Genomic DNA, 21,856 nt, shown 5'->3' on the forward strand with positions numbered 1-21,856 from the left:
TGAACGACGTTTGCATTGTATTGTTTAAATTAAGAGCACTTGTCAGAAACCAATAAAAGCCTGCTTATACCGATTAAATCGTCAGAATTACATATTTTTTTTGATCAATACGATACTTTCTTTTTTGAATCACGCATAATAGTCACCAATTCCCCGATTTATTTTGTTTGACTTCAATGATCGAATCCTCAGATCAATTCAGGATGTTCATAAATTCTTGATAAGTCAGACCTTTCACTATTTGCACATTATTGAAGTTTTTATATGAAAATCGTCATTCTCAATAAACCTTATGGCGTTCTCTCCCAGTTTCGTAAAGACGAAGCGCATATGACAATGTCTGATTTCGTTGACGATCCGACTTTACGTCTTGCTGGACGTTTAGACATGGACTCTGAAGGTCTAGTGTTTTTAACCGACCATGGTGGTTTAAATCAGTACATTACCAACCCTGCCAATAAGAAATTTAAAACTTATTTGGTTCAAGTTGATGGTGATGTGACTGAAGAGGCTTTAGAACAGCTTCGTAAAGGTGTAGAGCTTAAAGACGGTATGACTCTACCCGCAAAAGCTGTAAAAGTTGAACAGCCTGAGTGGTTATGGGATCGTGATCCTCCTGTTCGTTTCCGTGCTTCTGTACCTACTTCTTGGGTTGAAATTTCGATTTGCGAAGGTCGTAACCGCCAAGTTCGACGTATGACTGCAGCAGTAGGTTTCCCAACTTTACGTCTTATTCGCACTAAAATTGGATCAATAGACTTAGTACAGATGGGTCTTGAATCTGGCGAAACTAGAGAAATTGAACCATTACTTTATCCTGACTTTCAAAATGTTCCTGCAGAAGAGCCATACCGCTCACGCTCTTATGTGAAGAAACCGGGCGGTACAGGTGGCAAGCCGATTAATAAGAAAGTCAATAAAGATGGTACTAAGAAAAAATCGGGTACTAAACGTATTTGGCAAATGGAAGAGCATGAGAAACCACGTCGTAAGACCAATGGTACTACTCGCCCAAATACAAAAGCTCCACGTGGACGCGCACGCTAAGCTCAAGCTATTGTATAAAAAAGTAAAAAGGATGCGGTTGCATCCTTTTTTTATACATAAATTAACTTAAATCATCTCTCATTTTAAGTACACTTTTTCGATTATTTGCTTACTGTGAGTTGATACTTATGAAAAAATTTACGCTTGCTATTTCAGGTTTTGCATTTTCAACATTCACTTTGGCAAATCCTTTAAGTGTTCATGTGCTTAATCAAGAAACTGGTCTACCATCTTCTAATATTGCAGTTACACTTGAAGCGCAGCAGGGTGAAAAATGGGTAAAGCTCAACGAAGCTAAAACGGATGAAAATGGTCGTATCAAGGCTCTATATCCAGCCGAAACAGATCTTCAAAAAGGTGTTTACAGAGTAACTTTTAAAACTGGTGACTGGTTTAAAGCAAACAACAAGCGTACTTTCTTCCCAGAAGTGCCAGTAGTTTTTTTGATTGATGGTAGTTTAGATCATTACCATATTCCGTTGTTACTAAGTTCATATGGTTATTCAACCTATCGAGGGAACTAATGTTTTTTTTGTTGATCATTTATGACACAAATTTAGCTCACATTATGTGAGCTTTTTTATTTCTTTATTGATTTTAAAAGTTTAATTATCCTATTCAAAAGAATAAGGATTTCTTATGAACATAAAAAAAGCTTTACTAAAGGCTATTACGCTGCTTTTATTTTTATCAATTCTTTACTACTTCTTTTATGCATTGAATGAAAACAAGTTATCTCACTATTGTGATAACTATATTTGTCTTGAAATCTTATCTTTAGCTGAATTTCTTGGGATAATCACAGCTTGGATCAGCCTATATTTCGTACTGAAGTCCCTAGAATCATGGAAAGATGCCTATAAATTCCATAGAGCAATTGAAACTTTATCCAAGTTTGAAGAACTTAAGATTATTTCAAATCAATATCACACCATCTTATACCAATTAAAAAACTCACTCATCCGCGCTAAAGGTCATGAATTACACAGCTCATTTGATTTAGAAGAGCAAAAATACGAAGATAAATTCAATAATCTGTATTACTACGACAAATTAATAAATCTTCAACAGTGGCTTAATCAAGAAAAAAATGTGAACAAGCATAAAGATTTTAAAGAAGTTTTAAGAACTTTTGAAACTGCTATAGATTCTGCTCATAGACTTGTTTCAGAAGCTCATTTAAGTGAGGTAAATTATGGTCAAAATTACGCCTCAGAAACCGACATAAACAGAAGAAAAGAATCTATAAAAAAGGTTCAAATTGCTTTTGAAAATACTCAAAAGACAAAACAATATTGGAAAGCGTTTGGAAGTTCTAAGACGAAAACTGGAGTTATGAAAAACCCATAGCTAAGCATGGGTTTTTCATTAATTTTATAGTCTAAGCAAATTAAGCTTTAAGCCATTTATCAACTTTAGATTGATCTGCAACCTTAAGTTCCACTTCAGTGAGTTCACTACCACCTGATTGAATTTCAAATTGCATTAATTCATCACGACGGAAAGCATGCACATTAAAAGTACCTTCCAATTTTGCATACTTATCGAGTTGCTTAGTGGTCGCCTTTAAACCATCAACTGCGATGATAATATCATGAGCAGAAAGCCCAGCATTAACACCAGCGCCATCACGACGAGCAGACTGAATTAATACACCTTCAGGTTTATCTACAAGTTTTAAACCAAATGGTAAAGATTTATCATGCTTTAAAACATAGTCTAAGCCAAATTCAGGGAACAATTGATCAAGCGGTAACTCATCCGTGGTATTAATCAAATGATTAATTTGTTCAGACCAATCATCACCTGTTAATTCTTGGCATAATTCATAGATGGTACGTTCATGAACCTGTATACCCTTTTGCGCATTTTCATACAGCTTACGCATCAATGCATCAAGACTTGAACCTCTTAAACGTAAACCTAAATCTAGACACAGCGCTACTAAGCAACCCTTGTTATAGTAACTTGTGCCAGCATTGTTAGAGTTTTCATCTCGACGATAGAATTTGACCCATGCATCAAAACTTGACTCTGCAACAGTTTGAACAAAACGACCTGGATTTTGCAAATAACGATCGATCTGCGCCTTTAACAACTTCAAGTAAGATTCCTGAGAAATCACACCACTACGAAGTAGAATTAAATCATCATAGTAGGACGTAAAGCCTTCAAAAATCCATAACAAAGAGGTATAGCCTTCTTTGTCTAAATCATAATTCACAAAATTTTCAGGGCGAATAAATTTCACCAACCATGAATGAAAATATTCATGGCTACACAAACCTAAGAAACGCTGATAATCAGCGGAAGGTTCAACAGGCTCATTGGACTTAGGTAGATCATCACGTGGAGAAATCAAACTGGTTGAGTTCGGGTGCTCTAAACCACCATAACTGTTACCCGTCGCGATGGTCATAAAAGTGTAGTTTTCAAATGGTGCTGAACCAAACATGGATATTTCTGTCGCACAGATTTTCTCAATGTCTTGTTTCATACGTTGGACATTCATCGCATGTTTGCCAGAAACCACAAACTCATGTGGAATACCATTTGCTTCAAAAGCAAAACGAGTTTGATCTGCAAGCTCAAATGGTGCATCAATCAATTCAGCGTAGTTTTTTGCCTTAAGCGTATAGCGACCACGCACTAAACTTTTAGATGCCAATCCTGTAGCGAGTTGGAAATGTTTCAATTCATCTGGCAAAAATAACTCAACTTCTACCGCTTTATCTTCTTGTCCTTCTAAACCTAAACATGCACAAGCAGGATTCACATATAAGCGTGTTTCATCAACATAAGCACCACGTACTGAGAGGTCGTATGCATAGACGTCGTACTCAACCGTAATCAGCTCAAAATCAGTATTAAATAACTGCCACTTATTTTTTTCATTTTTACGAATCTTGAGTATTCGACCATCTTCATCATAGGCACGAACAGACTCAATATGTTTTGAAAACTCTCGAATGAGATAACTTCCTGGAATCCAAGTTGGCAAGCTCAATACTTGAGTTGGTTGAGCAACGAAACGAACAGTAACGTGAATGAGATGCTGACGAAAGTCGTCAAATTCGATCTGATAATGCAACATAATGTCTTAATTGAGAAACTATAGAACCAACTTGTATTTAGATTAGCATTTTTTTACTTGGAGTTGCGCGATTCGTATTAATTGTCTACAAATCTGACTAGAGTTTCAGAAAAAAAAGGCATAGCATGCGGTGTGCTTGATGATCTATGCCATTGGATTGGCTTATATAGGTAAACCCGTTGAAACTCTACTCTGCTCTACTCATAATTTTTAGTTTTTTTATTGTAAATATCACACATGCTTCCTTGTTCGAAGTTGCACCAGAAAGTTTAGAAGCTGAAGCATGGACTGTCTTAGATCCACAATCAGGTCAAGTCATTACTGAACACAATAGCCATGTCCAACGTGCACCAGCTTCGTTAACCAAAATGATGGTGGCATACATCGTTCTGAAAGACATTCAAGCAGGTAAAATTAACAAAAATGAAGTTATTACTGCCACACCAATCGTCAATGTAGTTCAATGGGATGAGTCTCAGATGTATCTGAAACCGACTCAACAAATTACGATTGATCAGCTTTTGGCAGGCTTAATTATCATGTCTGCCAACGATGCTGCTGTCACATTGGCTGAACGAATTTCAGGATCTGTACCTGCATTTGTTCAACGCATGAATCAAGAAGCCAAAGCACTTGGCATGAAAGATACAAACTTTGCCAATCCCGCGGGCATTACAATGGATATGCACTATTCAACAGCGCATGATTTAGCCGTGCTCGCACAAGCACTCACCAATGAAACACCCGATTACCTTGACTACTCGAAACAGCAAAGTTTTACTTACAATCAGCATTTTCACCGTGCAACGAATATCTTACTTAAACAAGATGCTACTGTTGATGGTTTAAAAACAGGGTTTACTCGTGCTGCAGGCTATAACCTTGCACTTACAGCCAACCGACCAACTCAACAATTTGACCTCAATCAAAGAAGACTTATTGTTGTGGTACTCGGTGCTCAAAGTGGCTTCAAACGCGCTGAAATCGCACATCAGCTTTTAAACCTATCCTATGCTTATACACGCAATGAAATTGCAATTAAAAATAAGCAACTAATTGCTGAACTCCCTGTAGTCGCATCTACCTTAAAAATGTTCAGAGTCGAAACTAAAAAGCCAAGTATCGTGACGACCTCTTTGTATAACGCGAATCAAATGATTGATATGCGTGATTTTGACAATCAAACTCATCGTTTGATTCAAACAGATGCTTTTGGATTCACTTCAGCTCTTGAGCCTTTACAGCAAACTCAAACGCATATGAACGTCGAGCTACTAACACAATCATTAACCGCACCTATTGCGCAAATTCAGCAGTTGGCACGTATTCATATCTATCAAAATAATCGACTCATTCAAACGGTATTGATTGAGGATGAACTTCAAATTGATGAAGCATCATGGTTTGAAAGTATTTTGAATTGGTTTAAACAATTATTTAGTTTCGGATCTAGCAGTGCAAATCAAGCAAAAATCTATCCTTTAAACTAATTGCAGTTTTTTATTGTAAATCTGTAACTTGTAATACAAAAAGGACAATTCTTTTAAAAAAGAGATGGCATATTAACCCCATCTCTTTTTTATTTATGACGCTATAAAAATAGGAATATTAAATGTCGAATCTTCATCATATTGTCATTGTGGGTGGTGGTGCTGGTGGCTTAGAACTAGCAACACAACTGGGTGACACGCTGGGCAAATCTAAAAAAGCAAAAATTACATTAGTTGACCAAAAGCTTACACATATTTGGAAACCACTTTTACATGAAATTGCAGCAGGTACGTTAAGCCCTAGTGATGAAGAAACAAACTATTTTGGTCATGCTGCAAAACATCATTATGAGTTTGTATTGGGTAAATTTGAACAATTAGATCGTGAAGCCAAGACCATTCAATTGCTCAAACCTGTGGCATCGACCTATGACCAATCGACTGATCATTTAACGCTAAGTTATGACACTCTTATTCTAGCGGTTGGTTCGGTTTCCAATGATTTCAATACTTCAGGTGTGCAAGAACATTGTCACTATTTAGATAATCCAAAACAGGCTGAACAGTTCCAGCAGCATCTACTTCATCTTTATATCGAAGCTCAAAATAATAATGACCATCGTGAGCTGCATATTGGCATTATAGGTGCAGGTGCAACGGGTGTTGAGCTTGCAGCGGAATTAGTTCAAGCCAAACAAAACTTCTTTAAATACGGTCTTAATAAAATTGATCCTAAAAATGTCAAAATTTCACTAATTGAAGGCGCGGATCGTATTCTACCGGCTCTTTCTGAAAAAATGTCAGACCACAGCACTAAGCAGCTTAAGCGTATGAATGTGGATATTTTAACGTCTAAGCGTGTCGAAAAAGTGGATGCTGATCAAATTTACTTTAATGATGGAAGTTCAATTCCAGCACAATTAAAAGTTTGGGCTGCGGGCATTAAAACTCCAGCAGTGATTCAAAACCTAGAAGGCTTCGAAAAAGATCGTATGGGTCGCTTACACGTATTTGCAACACTCCAAACAAAAGCAGATCCGAATGTTTTTGCATTCGGTGATTGCGCATACTGTATTCTAGATGCCCGTGAAACAGCTTTAGGACCGCGTGCGCAAGTTGCAAGTCAACAGGCTGCTTTCCTCGTTGATGCAATGAAAGCGCGAATTTCAGGAAAATCACAACCGATGTTCAATTTTTCTGACAAAGGTTCACTTGTATCTTTAAGTGAGAATAAAGCAGTTGGTGAATTACTTGGTCAGGTCAATGTTCAAGGATTTGTGGCGAAATCGATGTATGTATCGCTTTACCGACTGCATCAAGCCACGATTTATGGTTATGCACAGGCAGGATTACTCACAGCCAAAGATTTTGTGACCAGAAAAATAGCACCTAAAATCAAATTGCATTGAAAAATCTAAAAGACGCCCCAATGTAATATTTAAGCGTTATAAATTATCGAAACTGCATTTTTTTTAGAAAATTGTCTACAAAAATTGGTTTTCACTTTATGATGTACCCTTAAAATATTTGAATGGATCATTAACATGACAGTTATTGCAAATGACCTTGTGGTTTTATTTAACTATAAATTGACTAATGCAGAGGGTGAAACTCTCGATCAATCTCAAGGTGAACCACTTGCATATTTGCAAGGCGCTGGCAACATTATCCCTGGCTTAGAAAAAGCAATGTTAGGTAAAACGACTGGTGACAAATTCACAGTAACGATTCCTGCTGCTGAAGCTTATGGTGAGTACAACACTGATTTAGTTCAAGAAGTACCTAAACAAATGTTCCAAGGCGTAGACAACATCGAAGCTGGTATGCAATTCCAAGCGCAAACTGATGATGGCGTTCAAATTGTGACTGTTAAAGCTGTTGAAGGCGAAAACGTAATCGTTGATGCTAACTTCCCGCTTGCTGGTCAAGACTTAACATTTGATGTTGAAATCGTTGAAATCCGTGAAGCAACTCAAGAAGAGTTAGATCACGGTCACGTTCACGGTGTAGGTGGTCACCACCACTAAGATCTACGGATTTTAGGACAAAAAGGTGAAGCTTCTGCTTCGCCTTTTTTTTATGCAAAAAATTACAATGCTTAACGATTTAAATGATTCAAATTCTTATAATTTCCTGAGGATATTTGGATATTAATCATATGAATCTCATTTGGTTTCGTCAGGATTTAAGAGTTAGGGATAACACGGCGTTAATGGAGGCAAACCGGCATGGGAATACTTGTGCAGTGGTGATACTTTCGCCTGAACAATGGAAATTGCATGATGATGCAGTGATTAAAATTGACTTTTATCTTCGCCAACTTAAATCACTTGAAAGTGAGTTAAAGCAATTCAATATCCCACTTGTGGTGGAAATCGTGCCCCAATGGGACGATGTACCAGCTAAAATATTAACTTTCGCAAAAAAATATCAAATTACTGCGATACACGCTAACATCGAAATCGGCATGAATGAGTTGAATCGTGATGCGCAAGTCCAGACCTTATTAGAATCGCATCAGGTGACTGTCGAGTATTATCATGACCGCACAATTTTCCCACTTGGATCAATTCGTAATAAGACGCGCCAGCCTTATCAAGTTTTTGGTGCTTATAAACGTGCATGCTATGAAATCTTGAATATCTCTGTTCCTCAACCACTCGCTGTACCGAAGGTACAACCTCATGAGCTTATACAACGCTTTCATACCTCCAAAATTCCATCGATACATGATTTTTATCCTGATGCTCAGATTAAATATCAATGGCCTGTTGGAGAGTCATATGCACTACAAATGCTCGAGAAATTTGTTGACGAGAATTTAGAGACGTACAAACAACAACGCGACTTTCCAAACATTGATGCAACCAGTCAATTATCACCGTATTTAAATCTAGGATTTATTTCGATTCGACAATGTTTGGCTGCAATTTTTAGTCGCTCAAATGGCAATTTTCATCTCTACTCTGATGGTCAACAAACTTGGTTAGATGAATTATTATGGCGAGAATTTTATCAACACATCCTGTTTGACTTTCCAAGATTATCGAAATATCAACCATTCAATTTAAATACATCTAATGTGCCATGGCGTGATGCACCCGATGAATTAAATGCTTGGAAGTTTGGACAAACGGGTATTCCAATTGTGGACGCTGGAATCCGTCAAATGCTTGAAACAGGATGGATGCACAATCGTGTCAGAATGATTGTCGCCATGTTCCTTAGTAAGAATTTGCTCATCGACTGGCGTAAAGGCGAACAATGGTTTATGCAACATTTGATTGATGGAGATTTAGCGGCAAATAATGGTGGCTGGCAATGGTGTGCTTCAACAGGTACAGATGCTGTACCTTATTTCCGTATTTTCAACCCCATTAGTCAATCACAAAAATTTGATAGTCAAGGTGATTATATTCGCAAATGGGTACCTGAATTAGCTCATCTTGATGCGAAAATCATTCATGAGCCTTACGCTAAAAATCCGAATCTTAAACTCAATTATCCAAAACCTATTGTTGATTTAAAGATGAGTCGACAGCGCGCATTAGCTGCTTTCAAATCAGCTAACTAATGCTCGTTCTAAATTTTGTTTGGCTTGATTTTCTAAAGTGTCATGAAAATATGCTGTTTTATAAATGGATTCCATTTGATAAAAGCTATTAAGAACTTCATTTCGTTTTAGTGTATAAAATTCAGATGGTACCCAACTGAATTCTTGATGAATTTGCTGCTGATATTCTTCAAAACGTTTGGCGTTTGAACCGAGAATTGCAAGATCAATATCAAGTAAATAGTTAAGATCCGAATCAGATGCACAACGATGCTCTTTGGTCGCTAATATCCACTGATAAATTTTCTCACATCTCATCATCTCCATGTGAGGAGATATGATGTTCAGCATCAGATCAGCACTTTGTTGTTCATTATCGTGTGCCTTAGGCTCATAAATGACATCATGAAACCAAAGAGCCATAGAGACTGACAAAGGATCTTTTAAATTTGGTAGAACCAATTGTAAGTGTTCCATACATTCAACGATATGCTGCACTGTATGATAATGCCGATGAGGCTCACTGTAATGAACTTCTAATCTATCAAGAATAGCTATGGAATCCTCTGAGGATAGTTCAAGCTGTTGTGCAGTAGCGGCCCAGTATCTTCTGAACTGTTTTAAATATGAATCAATCATCAGACACCTTGCCCCGCTACCGCCTATTTATTTTTAAGCCGCCTGCTCATCACGTTTAAATACGAGCTCACCTTTCAAAGAACTTTCAGCATCGAAATAATAGCCGTCTGTATTGAATGATTTAAGATCATCCACAGTATTAGGTTTATTTTCGATAATATAACGTGCCATCAATCCACGCGCTTTTTTAGCATAGAAGCTTATCACTTTATATTTCCCATTTTTCTGGTCTAAAAACACGGGCTTGATAATTTCAGCTTCAATTTTGCTTTCTTTCACCGATTTATAATATTCATCGGATGCGATATTGACCAATAAATCACTTTTGGCTTCTGATAAGTCTTGATTGATCAATTGGGTAATTTCATCTCCCCAAAATTCATAAAGATTGTGACCTCGTGGATTTGCTAATTTCGTGCCCATTTCTAAACGATAAGGCATCATTAAATCCAGTGGTCGAAGTAATCCATAGAGACCTGATAGCATTCTTAAATGGCGTTGAGCATATTCTAAATCAGCTTGCGTAAGCGAATACGCATCCAGACCTGTATAAACATCGCCCTTAAAGGCAAAAATTGCTTGGCGTGAATTTGATAAATCAAGGTCTGATTGCCAATCTCTAAAGCGTTCCACGTTAAGATTCGCAATTTTTTCACTTACACTCATTAATTTGGCGATTTCTGAAGCAGACAGTTTACGACTTACGTCTATAAGCTGTTGTGAGTGGTCAAGCAATCTTGGTAAAGTATGCTCATCAGTTGGAAGTGTAGATTCATAATCTAATGTCTTAGCAGGAGAAATTAAGGCAAACATAGAAACCTGATCAAAAAACAATTAATCAAACTATAACAGTAGACTTATTTTATTTCCAATTGTGTTTTTTTTAATTATTGACGTTAAAATATACGATTCTCCTGCACGTTAATCGGTATTTTTATGTCTGAACAAATGTTCATTCAAGGCCCTGTTGGCAAAATTGAGGTTTTTGTAGATTATCCTCAGTCTGAAGTAAAAGGATTTGCGGTCGTTTGTCACCCTCACCCGCTTCAAGGTGGTACTCCTCAGCACAAAGTTCCCACTCTGCTAGCTCAAATGTTCCTTGAGCGTGGTTATATCGTTTATCGTCCAAGTTTCCGTGGATCAGGTCAAAGTGAAGGGGTTCACGATGAAGGATTCGGTGAAACAGAAGATATTTTAGAAGTCATTCGTCAAGTACGCGCGAAACACCTTACATTGCCTTTCTATGTTGGAGGCTTTAGTTTTGGTGCACATGTCATGGCGAAGGCATATCATGCACTACCTCAAGAAATTCAACCTGAACAAGTTATTCTATGTGGTTTACCAACAGCTACAGTTGCTGGTATCCGTCACTATGTTACTCCGGCAATTAAAGGTGATATTCTGTTTATTCATGGTGAGGCAGATGAAGTCACTTTATTATCCGATTTGATTGAATGGGCAAAGCCTCAACGCCATATTATTACAGTGCTACCTGGTGCTAATCACTTCTTCACAGGTTATTTGAAGCAACTTCGCGTCGCGATCACTCGCTTCCTTACGGCTTAATATAAATATTACGTGTTTCAGAAAAACCCAGTGTAGATTCTTTACATTGGGTTTGTTTTATTCCTCATTAGGATTTCCATTCTAGCGACTGGAACGACTCATCTTCTCTTAATGTCTGCTCTACTGCTTGCGCAAGTTGTTTAATCACACTCTGCGTCTCAATTTTTTGGAACCAATCCTGTTCCTCATCTGCATGCGCACTTATTTCACATACAAAATGTCCTTCGCCATCTGGTTGATTACAGTTCACCCCTAAAGCGATTGGGTGATCAGAGACACTGACTTCTAATTCATGCGGATTCGTAGTTTGAGTGTGAAATCCATGTTGCACCAACTGTTCAGATAACAATGCTGTAACGTAAGTTTGTGCATTATCATGAGAATGACTTGAATGAGCCTTAGCGTATTTCGTTTGATCAACTAAAAATTGTAATTTTTTCATTTCCTCATCCAAAGGCTTTTTAATTATATAGAATTAGAATAAGCAATATAAACAAAACAGCCAAGCTTTTGCTTGGCTGTTTGAAAAGAAATATACAAATCTTTGGTCGTATTATTCACTAACTTGAATAGATAAACCCGCTTGTTCAGTGAGTTGAGTAAATGTTGGGAAACTTGTTGCAACGGTTTCAGTTCCCACAATTTTAATTGCGCCTGAAGTACGCAGACCCGCAATGGAGAAACTCATGGCAATACGATGATCATGATGTGATTCAATTTCACCACCTGTAAAGATAGCAGACCAATCACCAGACTTACCTTTACCTTCAATAATAATACCGTCATCCGTAGGCGTACAATCAACACCCATTGTTTTCAATCCATCAGCCATCACTTGGATTCGATCAGACTCTTTTACACGAAGTTCAGCTGCACCAGTTAACACTGTTTGACCTTCAGCACAAGCTGCAGCAATAAATAATGCTGGGAATTCATCAATCGCTAAAGGTACTTGATCTTCAGGCATGTGGATGCCTTTCAAAGTACGAGTGCCACGAATTCGAATATCAGCGATTGGTTCACCACCTGCAATTCGTTCATTCTCGACTGAAATATCAGCCCCCATTTGCTTCAAAATTTCGATCACACCAGTACGAGTAGGGTTAATACCCACTGCCTCAAGTGTTACATCTGAATTTTCAGTAATGGCAGCACCCACCATAAAGAACGCAGCAGATGAAATATCTGAAGGCACTTGAATATTCGTGCCAACTAACTTACCACCACCTTTTAAAGAAATACGGTTACCTTCAGTTTTCACATCATACCCAAATGCACGTAACATACGCTCAGAGTGATCACGTGTCGGTTCTGGCTCAGTCACCGACGTTACACCTTCTGCCCATAAACCAGCGAGCAAAATGCCAGACTTCACTTGTGCAGAAGCCATCGGTAAATCGTAATGAATACCTTTAAGTTGCTGATTACCTGTGATCGATACTGGCGGTGTGCCACGCTCACCCGTTGTTTGAATTTGAGCACCCATTTCACGGAGTGGCTTTGCAATACGTTCCATAGGACGTTTGCTCAACGATGCATCACCAGTCATTACTGAGTCAAATTTTTGCGCAGATAACATCCCTGACAGAAGACGCATTGAAGTTCCAGAGTTACCCATATAAAGCTCACTTGCTGGAGCTTTAAGGCCATGCATTCCTACACCATGAATCGTGACTTCACCATTTTTTGGACCTTCAATATTTACACCCATATCACGGAATGCTTGAAGTGTTGCTAAGGCATCTTCACCTTCTAAGAAACCAGTAACATGGGTTGTACCTTCAGCGATCGCACCAAACATGATTGAACGGTGTGACACAGATTTGTCACCTGGCACGCTAAATTTTCCAGAAAATGATTTAGCACCCGGCAGAATAGTAAATTGCTGTGTCACAGTTTTGTTCTCCATTAAAGGTTTCTTGGCAAGCATATGGTTAAAATGTTGGCGTGCTGCTTGAGCATGTCCAAGCAATCCCATGAGTGCTTTTGAATCTTCGTTTTCAATGAGCTGTCGAATATGAGCCAATTGGTTCTCAAAGCCATCAACAGCATTCAAAATCGCTTTTTTATTGGCAAAGAATATGTCATGCCACATTTGTGGATCACTCGCCGCAATGCGAGAAAAGTCTCTGAAACCACCAGCTGCATAGCGGAAAATGTCCAGATTATCTTCACGATTTGCCAGTTGCTCAACCAAATTGAATGCCATTAAATGTGGCAGATGACTTGTATGCGCAAGCACTTCATCATGCTTTTCCACATCCATACAAATTACTTCAGCTTGAGCAGCTTGCCATAACTGAATTAGTTTTTGCACTGCCCACTCAGCACTTGTTGCTAACGGCGTTAATATCACTTTGTGGTTAGCAAATAAATCTACTTTACCTGCATGAACACCAGTATGTTCAGCACCAGCTATTGGATGCCCTGGAACAAAACCTGCGGGTAACTGCTCACCAAAAACCGCAATTGCAGCCTCAACCACATTGCCTTTGGTACTGCCCACATCTGTAATTATGGTATCAGGAGTAATCACAGATTTGATCGAGTTTAATACAGATTGTGTAGCTCTCACGGGTAAAGCAAGAACAATTAAATCTGCATCAACCACTGCATCTTTGGCATCAGCATATCCGTCACTAATCAAACCTAAAGCTTTAGCATCTTCTAACGTTTGAACAGATCGCGTAGATGCCACAACATTTTCAGCAAGACCATGTGCTTGAATGACACGTGCTAAACTTGATCCAATCAATCCTAGCCCAATAAATGCAACTTTTTTAAATAAAGGTTGATACATATCTAAGTTTCAACTCTTTTTAAAGTACCGCAATCGGGTATGAACCAAGAACACGGATTTCTTTAACTAATGGACGAATTTCTTCAACAGCCGCACGTACGTTCTCTTGTTCGATATGTCCTTCTAAATCGATAAAGAACACATAAGCCCATTTTTCAGGCAATGCAGGTCTTGTTTCGATACTGGTCAAGCTAATGTTATGTTTAGCGAACGGCGCTAAAATTTCTAATAACGCACCTGCACGGTCATGTGCAGAGATCAATAAAGAAGTTTTATCATTACCACTTTGTGGTACTTTTTCACGCCCAATAACTAAGAAGCGTGTTGTATTTTCTGGATTATCTTCAATATTGCTATGTAAGATTTCTAAATCATATAAGCTCGCAGCTGTTTCAGATGCGATTGCCGCAGAATGCCATTCATTACGGATACGGCGAGCAGCTTCAGCATTCGAACTCAAAGCCACACGTTCAACACCTGGATAATGAGCATCGAGCCAGCCACGACATTGAGCTAAAGTTTGTTGATGCGCATAGATTTGTTTAATGCTGTCTTTACGCGTATTTGAAGAAATCAAAAATTGATGATGAATACGTAATTCAACTTCACCAATCACATTTAAATGTGACGCTTTAAAACAATCAAGCGTGTGGTTAACCACGCCTTCGGATGAGTTCTCAACAGGAACTAAACCATAATGTGCACTGCCTGCTTCGACTTCACGGAACACTTCATCAATTGTAGGAAGTGGGCGCACAACCGCATCATGTCCAAAATGCTTCAGTACTGCCGAATGGGTGTAAGTTCCTACTGGACCAAGGAAAGCAATGCTTTGTGGTGCTTCTAAAGCAAGGCACGCAGACATAATTTCTCTAAACAAACGCGCCATCGTCACGTCAGATAAAGGACCTTCATTACGCTCCATCACATTACGCAAAACTTGTGCTTCACGCTCAGGACGATAAAACATTGGATTTTCTTCAGAAGCAAATTTTGCTTTTGCTACAGCTTCAGCAAGTCGTGCTCGACGGTTAATCAGTTGTTGGAGTTGTTGATCTACTGAGTCGATATCTTCGCGGATTTTAGCTAAGTCTAAAGAATTCGTCGTGTTTTGATCATCGTTGATCATTGTAATGTCGCCTTACAGAATCAGTTATGTAAACAGTATAACAATAGTTAGCTTTCAAATGTTAAGCAACCAAACTTTATGGCAATAAGACTTAAAAATATACAGTTGAAATAATCATCAATCCAATATGCGCTATAAATTAGAAAAAAGACAAGAACATTGAATAGGATAGCTTTAATCTTTTTTTTAAATCAGTTCGTTCTATAAGTTTTAAAATTGAAAACACATTTGAATACATCTCGCTTGTATTCATCAAGCGAGATGTAAATACGGATAGAAAATTAACGTCCTAGCATGCCACGTGCTACGATTTCTTTCATGATTTCGTTGGTTCCGCCGTAGATTCGTTGAATACGTGCATCCACAAAGAAGCGTGAAATAGGATATTCCGTCATATAGCCATAGCCACCAAAGAGTTGCAGTAGATTATCCGCCACTTTCATTTGCATATCTGTACTGAAACTTTTTAATGCAGCTGCTGTTTCAACATCCAATTTCCCTTCTTTATACAATGCTAGGTTTTGATTATAAAACGCGGCTGTAGCCAGTTCATCGATTTTCGCTTGTGCTAAAACAAAACGAGAATTTTGGAATTGTCCAATTTTTTGACCAAAGGCCTGACGCTCTTGGACATATTGAACAGTCACATCAATTGAACCTCTAATTGCCCCTAATGCTGTCGCAGCAATCGCTGTCCGCTCACGTGGTAATTCTTGCATCAAATATGCAAATCCCTGACCCGCTTGACCTAAAAGCTGATCAGCTGGAACTTTTACATTGTCAAAAAAGAGTTCCGAGGTATCTTGGGAATGCAAACCGATTTTGTCGAGATTTGTACCTTTTTTAAACCCTTCTAGATGAGTATCAACCAATAAAAGAGAGACGCCTTTAGCACGTGCCTGAGGATCTGTTTTAACGGCAAGTACAACCAAGTCTGCATGCTGACCATTTGAAATAAAGGTTTTAGAGCCATTCAAAACATAATGATCACCATTCAAAATGGCATTCGTACGGATGGCTTGTAAATCAGAACCAGCACCTGGCTCTGTCATTCCAATTGCTCCCACCACTTCACCAGAAACCATTTTTGGCAACCAGTATTTTTTTTGTTCTTCGTTCGCGATGTGTAGAATATATGGTGCTGCAATTTCTGAGTGACATGAAATACCTGTCGATAATGCGCTATAACCTGCACGTGCCGACTCTTCAACCAACATTAAAGAATATTCTGTTGGAACACCATAACCACCATATTCTTCAGGAACATCTACGCACAAGAAGCCATTTTCACCAAGTGCATTCCACACTGAACGTGGCATTTTTCCTTCACGTTCCCACTGCTCATAATGAGGAGCAACGTGCTCACTCATAAAACGTTTGAAATTATCACGGAATAATTCTAAATCTGCATCATATGCCAACATTCTTGTGTTCCTTACACTTCATTTTTTTATAAGTTTTCATGCTATCCCGTTTTTTTCCAGTTGTCATGGACAAAAGCGCTTGAAAATTCATACAATTTGGTCAGTCTCAAAAGCTAAAAATAATGCTTGGTCATTAAGTTTTATATTTAGCTTTTAGTCCAAGCATCATTCCACATTACACTGTCATTAAGAACATCCAACTGCATTGATCATGAATACAAAACGTAATTTATATAAAGACTTTGAACACCCATTTGCGCAATTTGTTCGTATTCTTGGCAAAGGAAAAAATGGTGCGCGATCACTGACCTATGAAGAAGCCTATCAAGCATTTGAGATGATTTTAAAAAATGAGGTATTAGACGTTCAGCTGGGTGCTTTTTTAATGCTTTTACGAGTGAAAGAAGAATCTGTAGATGAACTGGCTGGCTTTGTGCAAGCGACTCGTGATCAACTTAAATTTAGAGCTATTGATGTCGACCTAGACTGGCCATCTTACGCGGGGAAACGCAAACACTATCCGTGGTTTATCTTATCGGCGTTAAGCTTAGCAAAACATGGTCATCGTATTGTAATGCATGGGGCTTCTGGACATACCATTAATCGATTATATACAGAACAAGTTTTACAGTATTTAGGTTATACCATTTGTCAAAATGAAAACGAAGTGGCATCAGAACTGAATCAGCATAACTTTGCCTATATACCACTCGAAGTCATTTCACCTACCTTGAGTGATTTAATTGCATTACGCAATATCATGGGCTTACGCTCACCCATTCATACGCTTTCACGACTCATCAATCCCTTCAATGCCAAAGCCACTTTGCAAGCGATATTTCACCCTGCGTATCGCAGTTCTCATCAACAGACTGCTGCCAAATTAGGTTACGTTAACAGTGCGGTGATTAAAGGTGAAGGCGGTGAATTTGAACGAAACCCAGATGCAAAAACCTTAATTTGCGGTATACGAGACGGTGAACTGTATGAGCTTGAACTTCCGAAACTCACAGCTGATCGTTCAGCAATTGAAGAAGAGTTGAACTTAGATACTTTCAAAGCCGTATGGTTAGGTGATGCCCACCATAGCTATGGAGAGGTGGCTATTATTGAAACTATGGCAATCGCAATCTACACTATGAATGTGGCTGAAACATTTACACAAGCACAGACCTTGGCTCAAGAATACTGGCAGTCACGTCATCGAGTTTAACTTCGGATTAAAAAAAGACACCATCAGGTGTCTTTTTTAAGCATAGAACATTATACAAAACGTATAGGTTGAAATTCTGGCTCTGGAACATGTGAATCACATTCATCACCTTCCTCTTTATGACCTTTATCAATATACCCTGATCTTTCTGTTTCTGGCAGATTTTTAGCTTCCCAAGCAATGACTGCTTGCATTGAAATCTGACGCTGCTCTTGAGTTAAAGCTACACCGTTTGGCCATTTACCGATTTCAACGGCAGTTCTTAAACGAGCAACGATGTCTGCATCCAAAACTGATAACATTTGTTCAATATTCATGTTTAGTCCTGCTGATGAAATGAATCGTAATCTTGATTCCATCCTAGTTTGGTACGACATGCCATATAAAAGTCGTATCCAGGTGGATGTAATAAAGTAAGTTTGAAAGGATGTTTGCGAATATGCAACCAATCACCTTCATTTAAAGAAACACTGTGTTGCCCATCAGCACTCACCATTGGCAACACTCGATTCTTACGAATTTGAATTTTAATTTCACTTTGACCACCCACCACAATCGGACGAGAAGAAAGCGTATGCGGGTGCATTGGCACTAGCGCGATCGCATCCATACTTGGGTGCAAAATTGGACCGCCACCAGAAAGTGCGTATGCTGTTGAACCCGTAGGTGTCGATACAATCAAACCATCACTGTGTTGGCGATAAACATATTGACCATCAATATGAAGATCAAACTCAATCATATGGACTGACTTACCTGAATGCAGAACCACATCATTCAATGCTATTGCATCATAAATCAGTTCATTTTTACTACGAACTTCGACTTCTAATAAAAAACGGCGATCTAGCTGAAACTCACCTTTCAAGACTTGATCTAATTTAAATAACACTTCTGTCGGTTTGATATCTGTTAGGAAACCTAAACGCCCACGGTTTACCCCGATGACTGGAGTATTGTATTTCACTAAAGATCTAGCCGCTTGAAGCAATGAACCATCACCACCTACGACAATCACCAAATCTGTAACTTCACCCAATAAAGCTCGACTGACCGTTTGCGAATTTTTATAAGGGACCAATTTAGCGGTTTCTGAATCAAAAACTGGATGCAAACCTAAACTAATCAAATGGTCATGAATTAGACTTAAAGTCTCAACCACAGATGATTTATCTGGTCGTCCAATTAATCCAATATTACGAAATGACTTTGCTGAAAGTTGCACGTATGCTACGGCTCCAGATGAATTGTTGAGTATCATATCATCATCATTCTGTGACTTACATATTTCAAGCCTGTTTCATGTTATGAATTTCACGAATAATTTCACATTTCCCCAACTTAAAATCTTAATTTTCTCCTTAATATTGAATTAGATAAATCATTACATTTATCTAAAAAAGGCATAAATTCACAGTTTAATTATTGCAAATTATAAAAAAGCTTCGCATGATGAGCGCAATAAAACAGGGTTTTGCTTTTTGATCTATGAAGTTTGAACGTGGTATTGGCTTAATTGCATTGATTTTCTCAGTGCTGGTGATTTCTGCATTTGTAGCTTTTAGTATTTATCTAATCCGTTTAGATAATATTATTCGCGATAAATTTGAAGGCAATCGTTGGGATATTCCAGCGAAAGTATATGCACGTCCCTTGGAAGTTTATGCTAATGCACCCGTTGAGCAACAAAACTTCATTCAAGAGCTAGGTCTGTTGGGTTATAAAAACGCTGAAGACTATACCAAGCCAGGTAATTTTTTGGTTCAAGGTAATACCATTTATGTCCACACGCGTGGTTTCGATTTTGGTGATAGTGTAGAACCAGAACAAATCCTCCAAGTCAGTTTTGGCGCTAGTCAAATTTCAGAGATTAAAGCAACAAAACCATCGAGTACGGGGATTGCCCGTCTAGAACCAATGTTAGTTGGGGGAATCTACCCTCAACACAACGAAGACCGTGTTCTCATTAAACTCAATCGTGTTCCTAAACCTTTAATTCAAGCGCTTATTGCCACTGAAGACCGTAACTTCTATCACCATCACGGCGTCTCGTTTCGTGGTACAGCACGCGCAGTTGTAAGCAACGTTACTGGTGGTAAGCGTCAAGGTGGTTCTACACTCACGCAGCAATTGGTTAAAAACTTTTATTTGACCCCTGAACGTACAATCAAACGTAAAGTAAATGAAGCCTTTATGGCGTTGTTGCTTGAGTTTCATTATGACAAAGATGAAATTCTGGAAGCATATTTGAATGAAGTTAATTTAGGACAAAATGGTAATTACTCGATCAATGGCTATGGTTTAGCGTCTCAATTTTATTTTGGTTTACCACTTAGAGAATTGAGTGTAGCGCAACAGGCTTTCCTTGTTGGACTCGTTCAAGGTCCTAGCTTATACAATCCTTGGAGAAATCCTGAAAGTGCATTAAAACGCCGTAATGTTGTTCTAAACAATATGTTAGTCATGGGATATTTGACTGAAGATCAATATGAAACTGAGTCAGCTAAACCTTTAAACGTGATTAAAAAACCGACTTTAGGTCCAGCTCGCTTCCCTGATTTCCTAGACATCGTACGTCGTCAACTCAGAACAGAATACCAAGAAAGCGATTTAACGAAACAAGGTCTTCGAATTTTCACCACATTAGATCCAATCGCACAAATCAAAGTACAAAAATCATTTACAGATTCAGTATCAAGACTGTCTAAGGCCAATCCTGCACGCTTGAAAGAGCTTCAAGGCGCGGTATTAGTTTCTCACCCTGAAAATGGTGAATTGATTGCGGCCGTAGGTTCAGTATCTGACTTCACAGGTTTTAACCGCGCAGTTGATGCAAAACGTCAGGTAGGCTCATTATTAAAACCTGTTATTTTCCTAACTGCTTTGGAATCTGGTCGTTATAACTGGGCGACGGCAATCGAAGACTCGCCAATTAGTGTGCCAGTCGATCGCAATCAGACTTGGACCCCAAAAAATTATAGCGGAACTTCGTATGGTTACGTCCCAATGGTTCAAGCTTTAGCCAATTCATATAACCTATCTACAGTTCGCTTGGGACAAGAATTTGGACTTTCTTCATTTACCAATCATTTAATGAAGTTTGGCGTGACTTCACCTATTCCGAATTATCCATCGATTTTCTTAGGGGCTGTTGAAATGTCGCCTATGGAAATCATGAATATTTATGGCAACTTTGCAACTGGAGGGTTTAAATATCCTACAAAATCTATCCGAACAGTTGTTGATACCAATGGTCAGCTCATTAATCGCTATAGTTTAAATGTTCAACAAACGATCGACCCATCGGCTGCTTATATTTTAAATTACGGATTACAACGTGTGATGTCGGCAGGTACAGGACGTGCTGCTTATAACGGCCTCGCTCCGAATCTAAATCTAGCGGGTAAATCAGGTACGACCAATGATACAAGAGATTCTTGGTTCGCGGGGTATTCAGGTAATCATTTGGCTGTTGTCTGGCTTGGATTAGATGACAATAAAGTCACAGGCTTAACGGGCTCATCTGGCGCTTTACCCGTGTGGACCAACGTAATGAAGCAACTGAAGCAAAAACCAGTCAATTTACGTCAACCTGATGAGGTACAATGGCATTGGATTGATTCAAATAGCGGTGAGCTTTCAGCACAAGGTTGTCAAGGTGCGCTCTATGTACCGATACTTAAATATACTGTTCCACGTCGCGCAACAGCATGTGGCTTACCACACTACCAAGTAGAGCCGACTTACGTTCCTGAAACGAATGCAGAAGAAATTCCAGCAGAAGACAGCATCGACCAATATATTCGTGAGAGCGAAACAGAAATGGAACGGGATTTAAATACGAATGCCACTCGAGTACTTTCGAGTGGAAGTTATAATCCTTAAAATAAGTTTAGGAGGA

At 38.7% G+C, this 21,856-nt stretch carries 19 protein-coding genes; 10 read left to right on the top strand and 9 right to left on the bottom strand.

Annotation, left to right across the window (positions count from 1 at the left end; all coding sequences use genetic code 11):
- Positions 1-264: 264 nt before the first annotated feature.
- From AC1M84_RS07075 to AC1M84_RS07085, 3 genes are all read left to right on the top strand, one after another.
- Positions 265-1,047 (top strand): rRNA large subunit pseudouridine synthase E, encoded by a 783-nt coding sequence (locus AC1M84_RS07075; protein WP_035268720.1) that lies wholly within the window; start codon positions 265-267, stop codon positions 1,045-1,047.
- A 128-nt stretch (positions 1,048-1,175) separates the two neighbouring features.
- Positions 1,176-1,571, top strand: a complete 396-nt coding sequence (gene uraH / locus AC1M84_RS07080) for a hydroxyisourate hydrolase (RefSeq protein ID WP_481594725.1) — start codon at positions 1,176-1,178, stop codon at positions 1,569-1,571.
- Positions 1,572-1,686: 115 nt separating this feature from the next.
- Complete coding sequence (locus AC1M84_RS07085; protein WP_481594726.1) at positions 1,687-2,397, top strand: hypothetical protein; 711 nt, start codon at positions 1,687-1,689, stop codon at positions 2,395-2,397.
- Between the two features lie 40 nt (positions 2,398-2,437).
- On the opposite strand, the gene AC1M84_RS07090 is transcribed toward AC1M84_RS07085, so the two are convergent.
- Positions 2,438-4,141, bottom strand: coding sequence for a M61 family metallopeptidase (locus AC1M84_RS07090; protein WP_481594727.1), 1,704 nt, complete (start codon positions 4,139-4,141; stop codon positions 2,438-2,440).
- A 179-nt stretch (positions 4,142-4,320) separates the two neighbouring features.
- Here AC1M84_RS07090 and AC1M84_RS07095 point away from each other — a divergent pair, with 179 nt between their 5' ends.
- From AC1M84_RS07095 to AC1M84_RS07110, 4 genes are all read left to right on the top strand, one after another.
- The gene (locus AC1M84_RS07095; RefSeq protein ID WP_481594728.1) at positions 4,321-5,631 is read left to right on the top strand and encodes a D-alanyl-D-alanine carboxypeptidase family protein; all 1,311 of its coding nucleotides are present in this window, start codon (positions 4,321-4,323) and stop codon (positions 5,629-5,631) included.
- A gap of 122 nt (positions 5,632-5,753) precedes the next feature.
- Positions 5,754-7,040: an NAD(P)/FAD-dependent oxidoreductase gene (locus AC1M84_RS07100; protein WP_035267310.1), complete on the top strand. Its 1,287-nt coding sequence runs from the start codon at positions 5,754-5,756 to the stop codon at positions 7,038-7,040.
- 135 nt (positions 7,041-7,175) lie between these two features.
- Positions 7,176-7,658: an FKBP-type peptidyl-prolyl cis-trans isomerase gene (locus AC1M84_RS07105; RefSeq protein ID WP_092767151.1), complete on the top strand. Its 483-nt coding sequence runs from the start codon at positions 7,176-7,178 to the stop codon at positions 7,656-7,658.
- A gap of 131 nt (positions 7,659-7,789) precedes the next feature.
- Entirely contained in the window at positions 7,790-9,205 is a 1,416-nt protein-coding gene (locus AC1M84_RS07110) for a cryptochrome/photolyase family protein (RefSeq protein WP_481594729.1), read from the top strand.
- Here the strand turns inward: AC1M84_RS07110 and AC1M84_RS07115 are convergent.
- A complete protein-coding gene (locus AC1M84_RS07115) occupies positions 9,194-9,823 on the bottom strand; it encodes an HD domain-containing protein (RefSeq protein WP_481593024.1) in 630 nt (209 codons plus the stop codon). The two genes, AC1M84_RS07110 and AC1M84_RS07115, sit on opposite strands and share 12 nt — an antisense overlap.
- A 33-nt stretch (positions 9,824-9,856) precedes the next feature.
- A complete protein-coding gene (yaaA, locus tag AC1M84_RS07120) occupies positions 9,857-10,636 on the bottom strand; it encodes a peroxide stress protein YaaA (protein ID WP_481588983.1) in 780 nt (259 codons plus the stop codon).
- 123 nt (positions 10,637-10,759) lie between these two features.
- On the opposite strand from yaaA, the gene AC1M84_RS07125 reads away from it, so the two are divergent.
- A complete protein-coding gene (locus AC1M84_RS07125) occupies positions 10,760-11,389 on the top strand; it encodes an alpha/beta hydrolase (RefSeq protein WP_035267316.1) in 630 nt (209 codons plus the stop codon).
- Between the two features lie 67 nt (positions 11,390-11,456).
- On the opposite strand, the gene AC1M84_RS07130 is transcribed toward AC1M84_RS07125, so the two are convergent.
- From AC1M84_RS07130 to AC1M84_RS07145, 4 genes are all read right to left on the bottom strand, one after another.
- Positions 11,457-11,831 carry a hypothetical protein gene (locus AC1M84_RS07130; protein WP_092767159.1) on the bottom strand — a complete coding sequence of 125 codons (375 nt, stop codon included), beginning with the start codon at positions 11,829-11,831 and terminating at the stop codon, positions 11,457-11,459.
- 111 nt (positions 11,832-11,942) lie between these two features.
- Positions 11,943-14,189: a bifunctional prephenate dehydrogenase/3-phosphoshikimate 1-carboxyvinyltransferase gene (locus tag AC1M84_RS07135; RefSeq protein WP_481594730.1), complete on the bottom strand. Its 2,247-nt coding sequence runs from the start codon at positions 14,187-14,189 to the stop codon at positions 11,943-11,945.
- A gap of 19 nt (positions 14,190-14,208) precedes the next feature.
- Positions 14,209-15,318 (bottom strand): prephenate dehydratase, encoded by a 1,110-nt coding sequence (pheA, locus tag AC1M84_RS07140; protein ID WP_035267321.1) that lies wholly within the window; start codon positions 15,316-15,318, stop codon positions 14,209-14,211.
- Positions 15,319-15,599: 281 nt separating this feature from the next.
- Positions 15,600-16,742 carry an acyl-CoA dehydrogenase family protein gene (locus tag AC1M84_RS07145; RefSeq protein WP_035267322.1) on the bottom strand — a complete coding sequence of 381 codons (1,143 nt, stop codon included), beginning with the start codon at positions 16,740-16,742 and terminating at the stop codon, positions 15,600-15,602.
- 211 nt (positions 16,743-16,953) lie between these two features.
- Between AC1M84_RS07145 and AC1M84_RS07150 the strand changes: the two genes are divergently transcribed.
- On the top strand, positions 16,954-17,955 hold the full coding sequence (locus AC1M84_RS07150; RefSeq protein WP_481593026.1) for a glycosyl transferase family protein: 1,002 nt from the start codon (positions 16,954-16,956) through the stop codon (positions 17,953-17,955).
- A 50-nt stretch (positions 17,956-18,005) separates the two neighbouring features.
- Here AC1M84_RS07150 and AC1M84_RS07155 read toward each other — a convergent pair whose 3' ends face one another.
- Positions 18,006-18,272, bottom strand: coding sequence for a YeaC family protein (locus AC1M84_RS07155; protein ID WP_035267325.1), 267 nt, complete (start codon positions 18,270-18,272; stop codon positions 18,006-18,008).
- 2 nt (positions 18,273-18,274) lie between these two features.
- Positions 18,275-19,216: an NAD(+) kinase gene (locus AC1M84_RS07160; RefSeq protein WP_092767167.1), complete on the bottom strand. Its 942-nt coding sequence runs from the start codon at positions 19,214-19,216 to the stop codon at positions 18,275-18,277.
- 227 nt (positions 19,217-19,443) lie between these two features.
- Here AC1M84_RS07160 and mrcB point away from each other — a divergent pair, with 227 nt between their 5' ends.
- Complete coding sequence (gene mrcB, locus AC1M84_RS07165; protein WP_481591358.1) at positions 19,444-21,840, top strand: penicillin-binding protein 1B; 2,397 nt, start codon at positions 19,444-19,446, stop codon at positions 21,838-21,840.
- Positions 21,841-21,856: the final 16 nt, after the last annotated feature.

It is taken from the genome of Acinetobacter sp. 24-47-66, assembly GCF_056779755.1.

Excerpts from the sequence above, each read along its gene's own strand:
- AC1M84_RS07075 (WP_035268720.1), top strand. The coding sequence starts at position 265 with ATGAAAATCGTCATTCTCAATAAACCTTATGGCGTTCTCTCCCAGTTT.
- uraH (WP_481594725.1), top strand. The coding sequence starts at position 1,176 with ATGAAAAAATTTACGCTTGCTATTTCAGGTTTTGCATTTTCAACATTC.
- AC1M84_RS07100 (WP_035267310.1), top strand. The coding sequence starts at position 5,754 with ATGTCGAATCTTCATCATATTGTCATTGTGGGTGGTGGTGCTGGTGGC.
- AC1M84_RS07125 (WP_035267316.1), top strand. The coding sequence starts at position 10,760 with ATGTCTGAACAAATGTTCATTCAAGGCCCTGTTGGCAAAATTGAGGTT.
- AC1M84_RS07145 (WP_035267322.1), bottom strand. The coding sequence starts at position 16,742 with ATGTTGGCATATGATGCAGATTTAGAATTATTCCGTGATAATTTCAAA.
- AC1M84_RS07150 (WP_481593026.1), top strand. The coding sequence starts at position 16,954 with ATGAATACAAAACGTAATTTATATAAAGACTTTGAACACCCATTTGCG.
- AC1M84_RS07115 (WP_481593024.1), bottom strand. The coding sequence starts at position 9,823 with ATGATTGATTCATATTTAAAACAGTTCAGAAGATACTGGGCCGCTACT.
- AC1M84_RS07160 (WP_092767167.1), bottom strand. The coding sequence starts at position 19,216 with ATGATACTCAACAATTCATCTGGAGCCGTAGCATACGTGCAACTTTCA.
- pheA (WP_035267321.1), bottom strand. The coding sequence starts at position 15,318 with ATGATCAACGATGATCAAAACACGACGAATTCTTTAGACTTAGCTAAA.
- AC1M84_RS07110 (WP_481594729.1), top strand. The coding sequence starts at position 7,790 with ATGAATCTCATTTGGTTTCGTCAGGATTTAAGAGTTAGGGATAACACG.
- mrcB (WP_481591358.1), top strand. The coding sequence starts at position 19,444 with ATGAAGTTTGAACGTGGTATTGGCTTAATTGCATTGATTTTCTCAGTG.
- AC1M84_RS07105 (WP_092767151.1), top strand. The coding sequence starts at position 7,176 with ATGACAGTTATTGCAAATGACCTTGTGGTTTTATTTAACTATAAATTG.
- AC1M84_RS07155 (WP_035267325.1), bottom strand. The coding sequence starts at position 18,272 with ATGAATATTGAACAAATGTTATCAGTTTTGGATGCAGACATCGTTGCT.
- AC1M84_RS07135 (WP_481594730.1), bottom strand. The coding sequence starts at position 14,189 with ATGTATCAACCTTTATTTAAAAAAGTTGCATTTATTGGGCTAGGATTG.
- AC1M84_RS07090 (WP_481594727.1), bottom strand. The coding sequence starts at position 4,141 with ATGTTGCATTATCAGATCGAATTTGACGACTTTCGTCAGCATCTCATT.
- AC1M84_RS07130 (WP_092767159.1), bottom strand. The coding sequence starts at position 11,831 with ATGAAAAAATTACAATTTTTAGTTGATCAAACGAAATACGCTAAGGCT.
- yaaA (WP_481588983.1), bottom strand. The coding sequence starts at position 10,636 with ATGTTTGCCTTAATTTCTCCTGCTAAGACATTAGATTATGAATCTACA.
- AC1M84_RS07085 (WP_481594726.1), top strand. The coding sequence starts at position 1,687 with ATGAACATAAAAAAAGCTTTACTAAAGGCTATTACGCTGCTTTTATTT.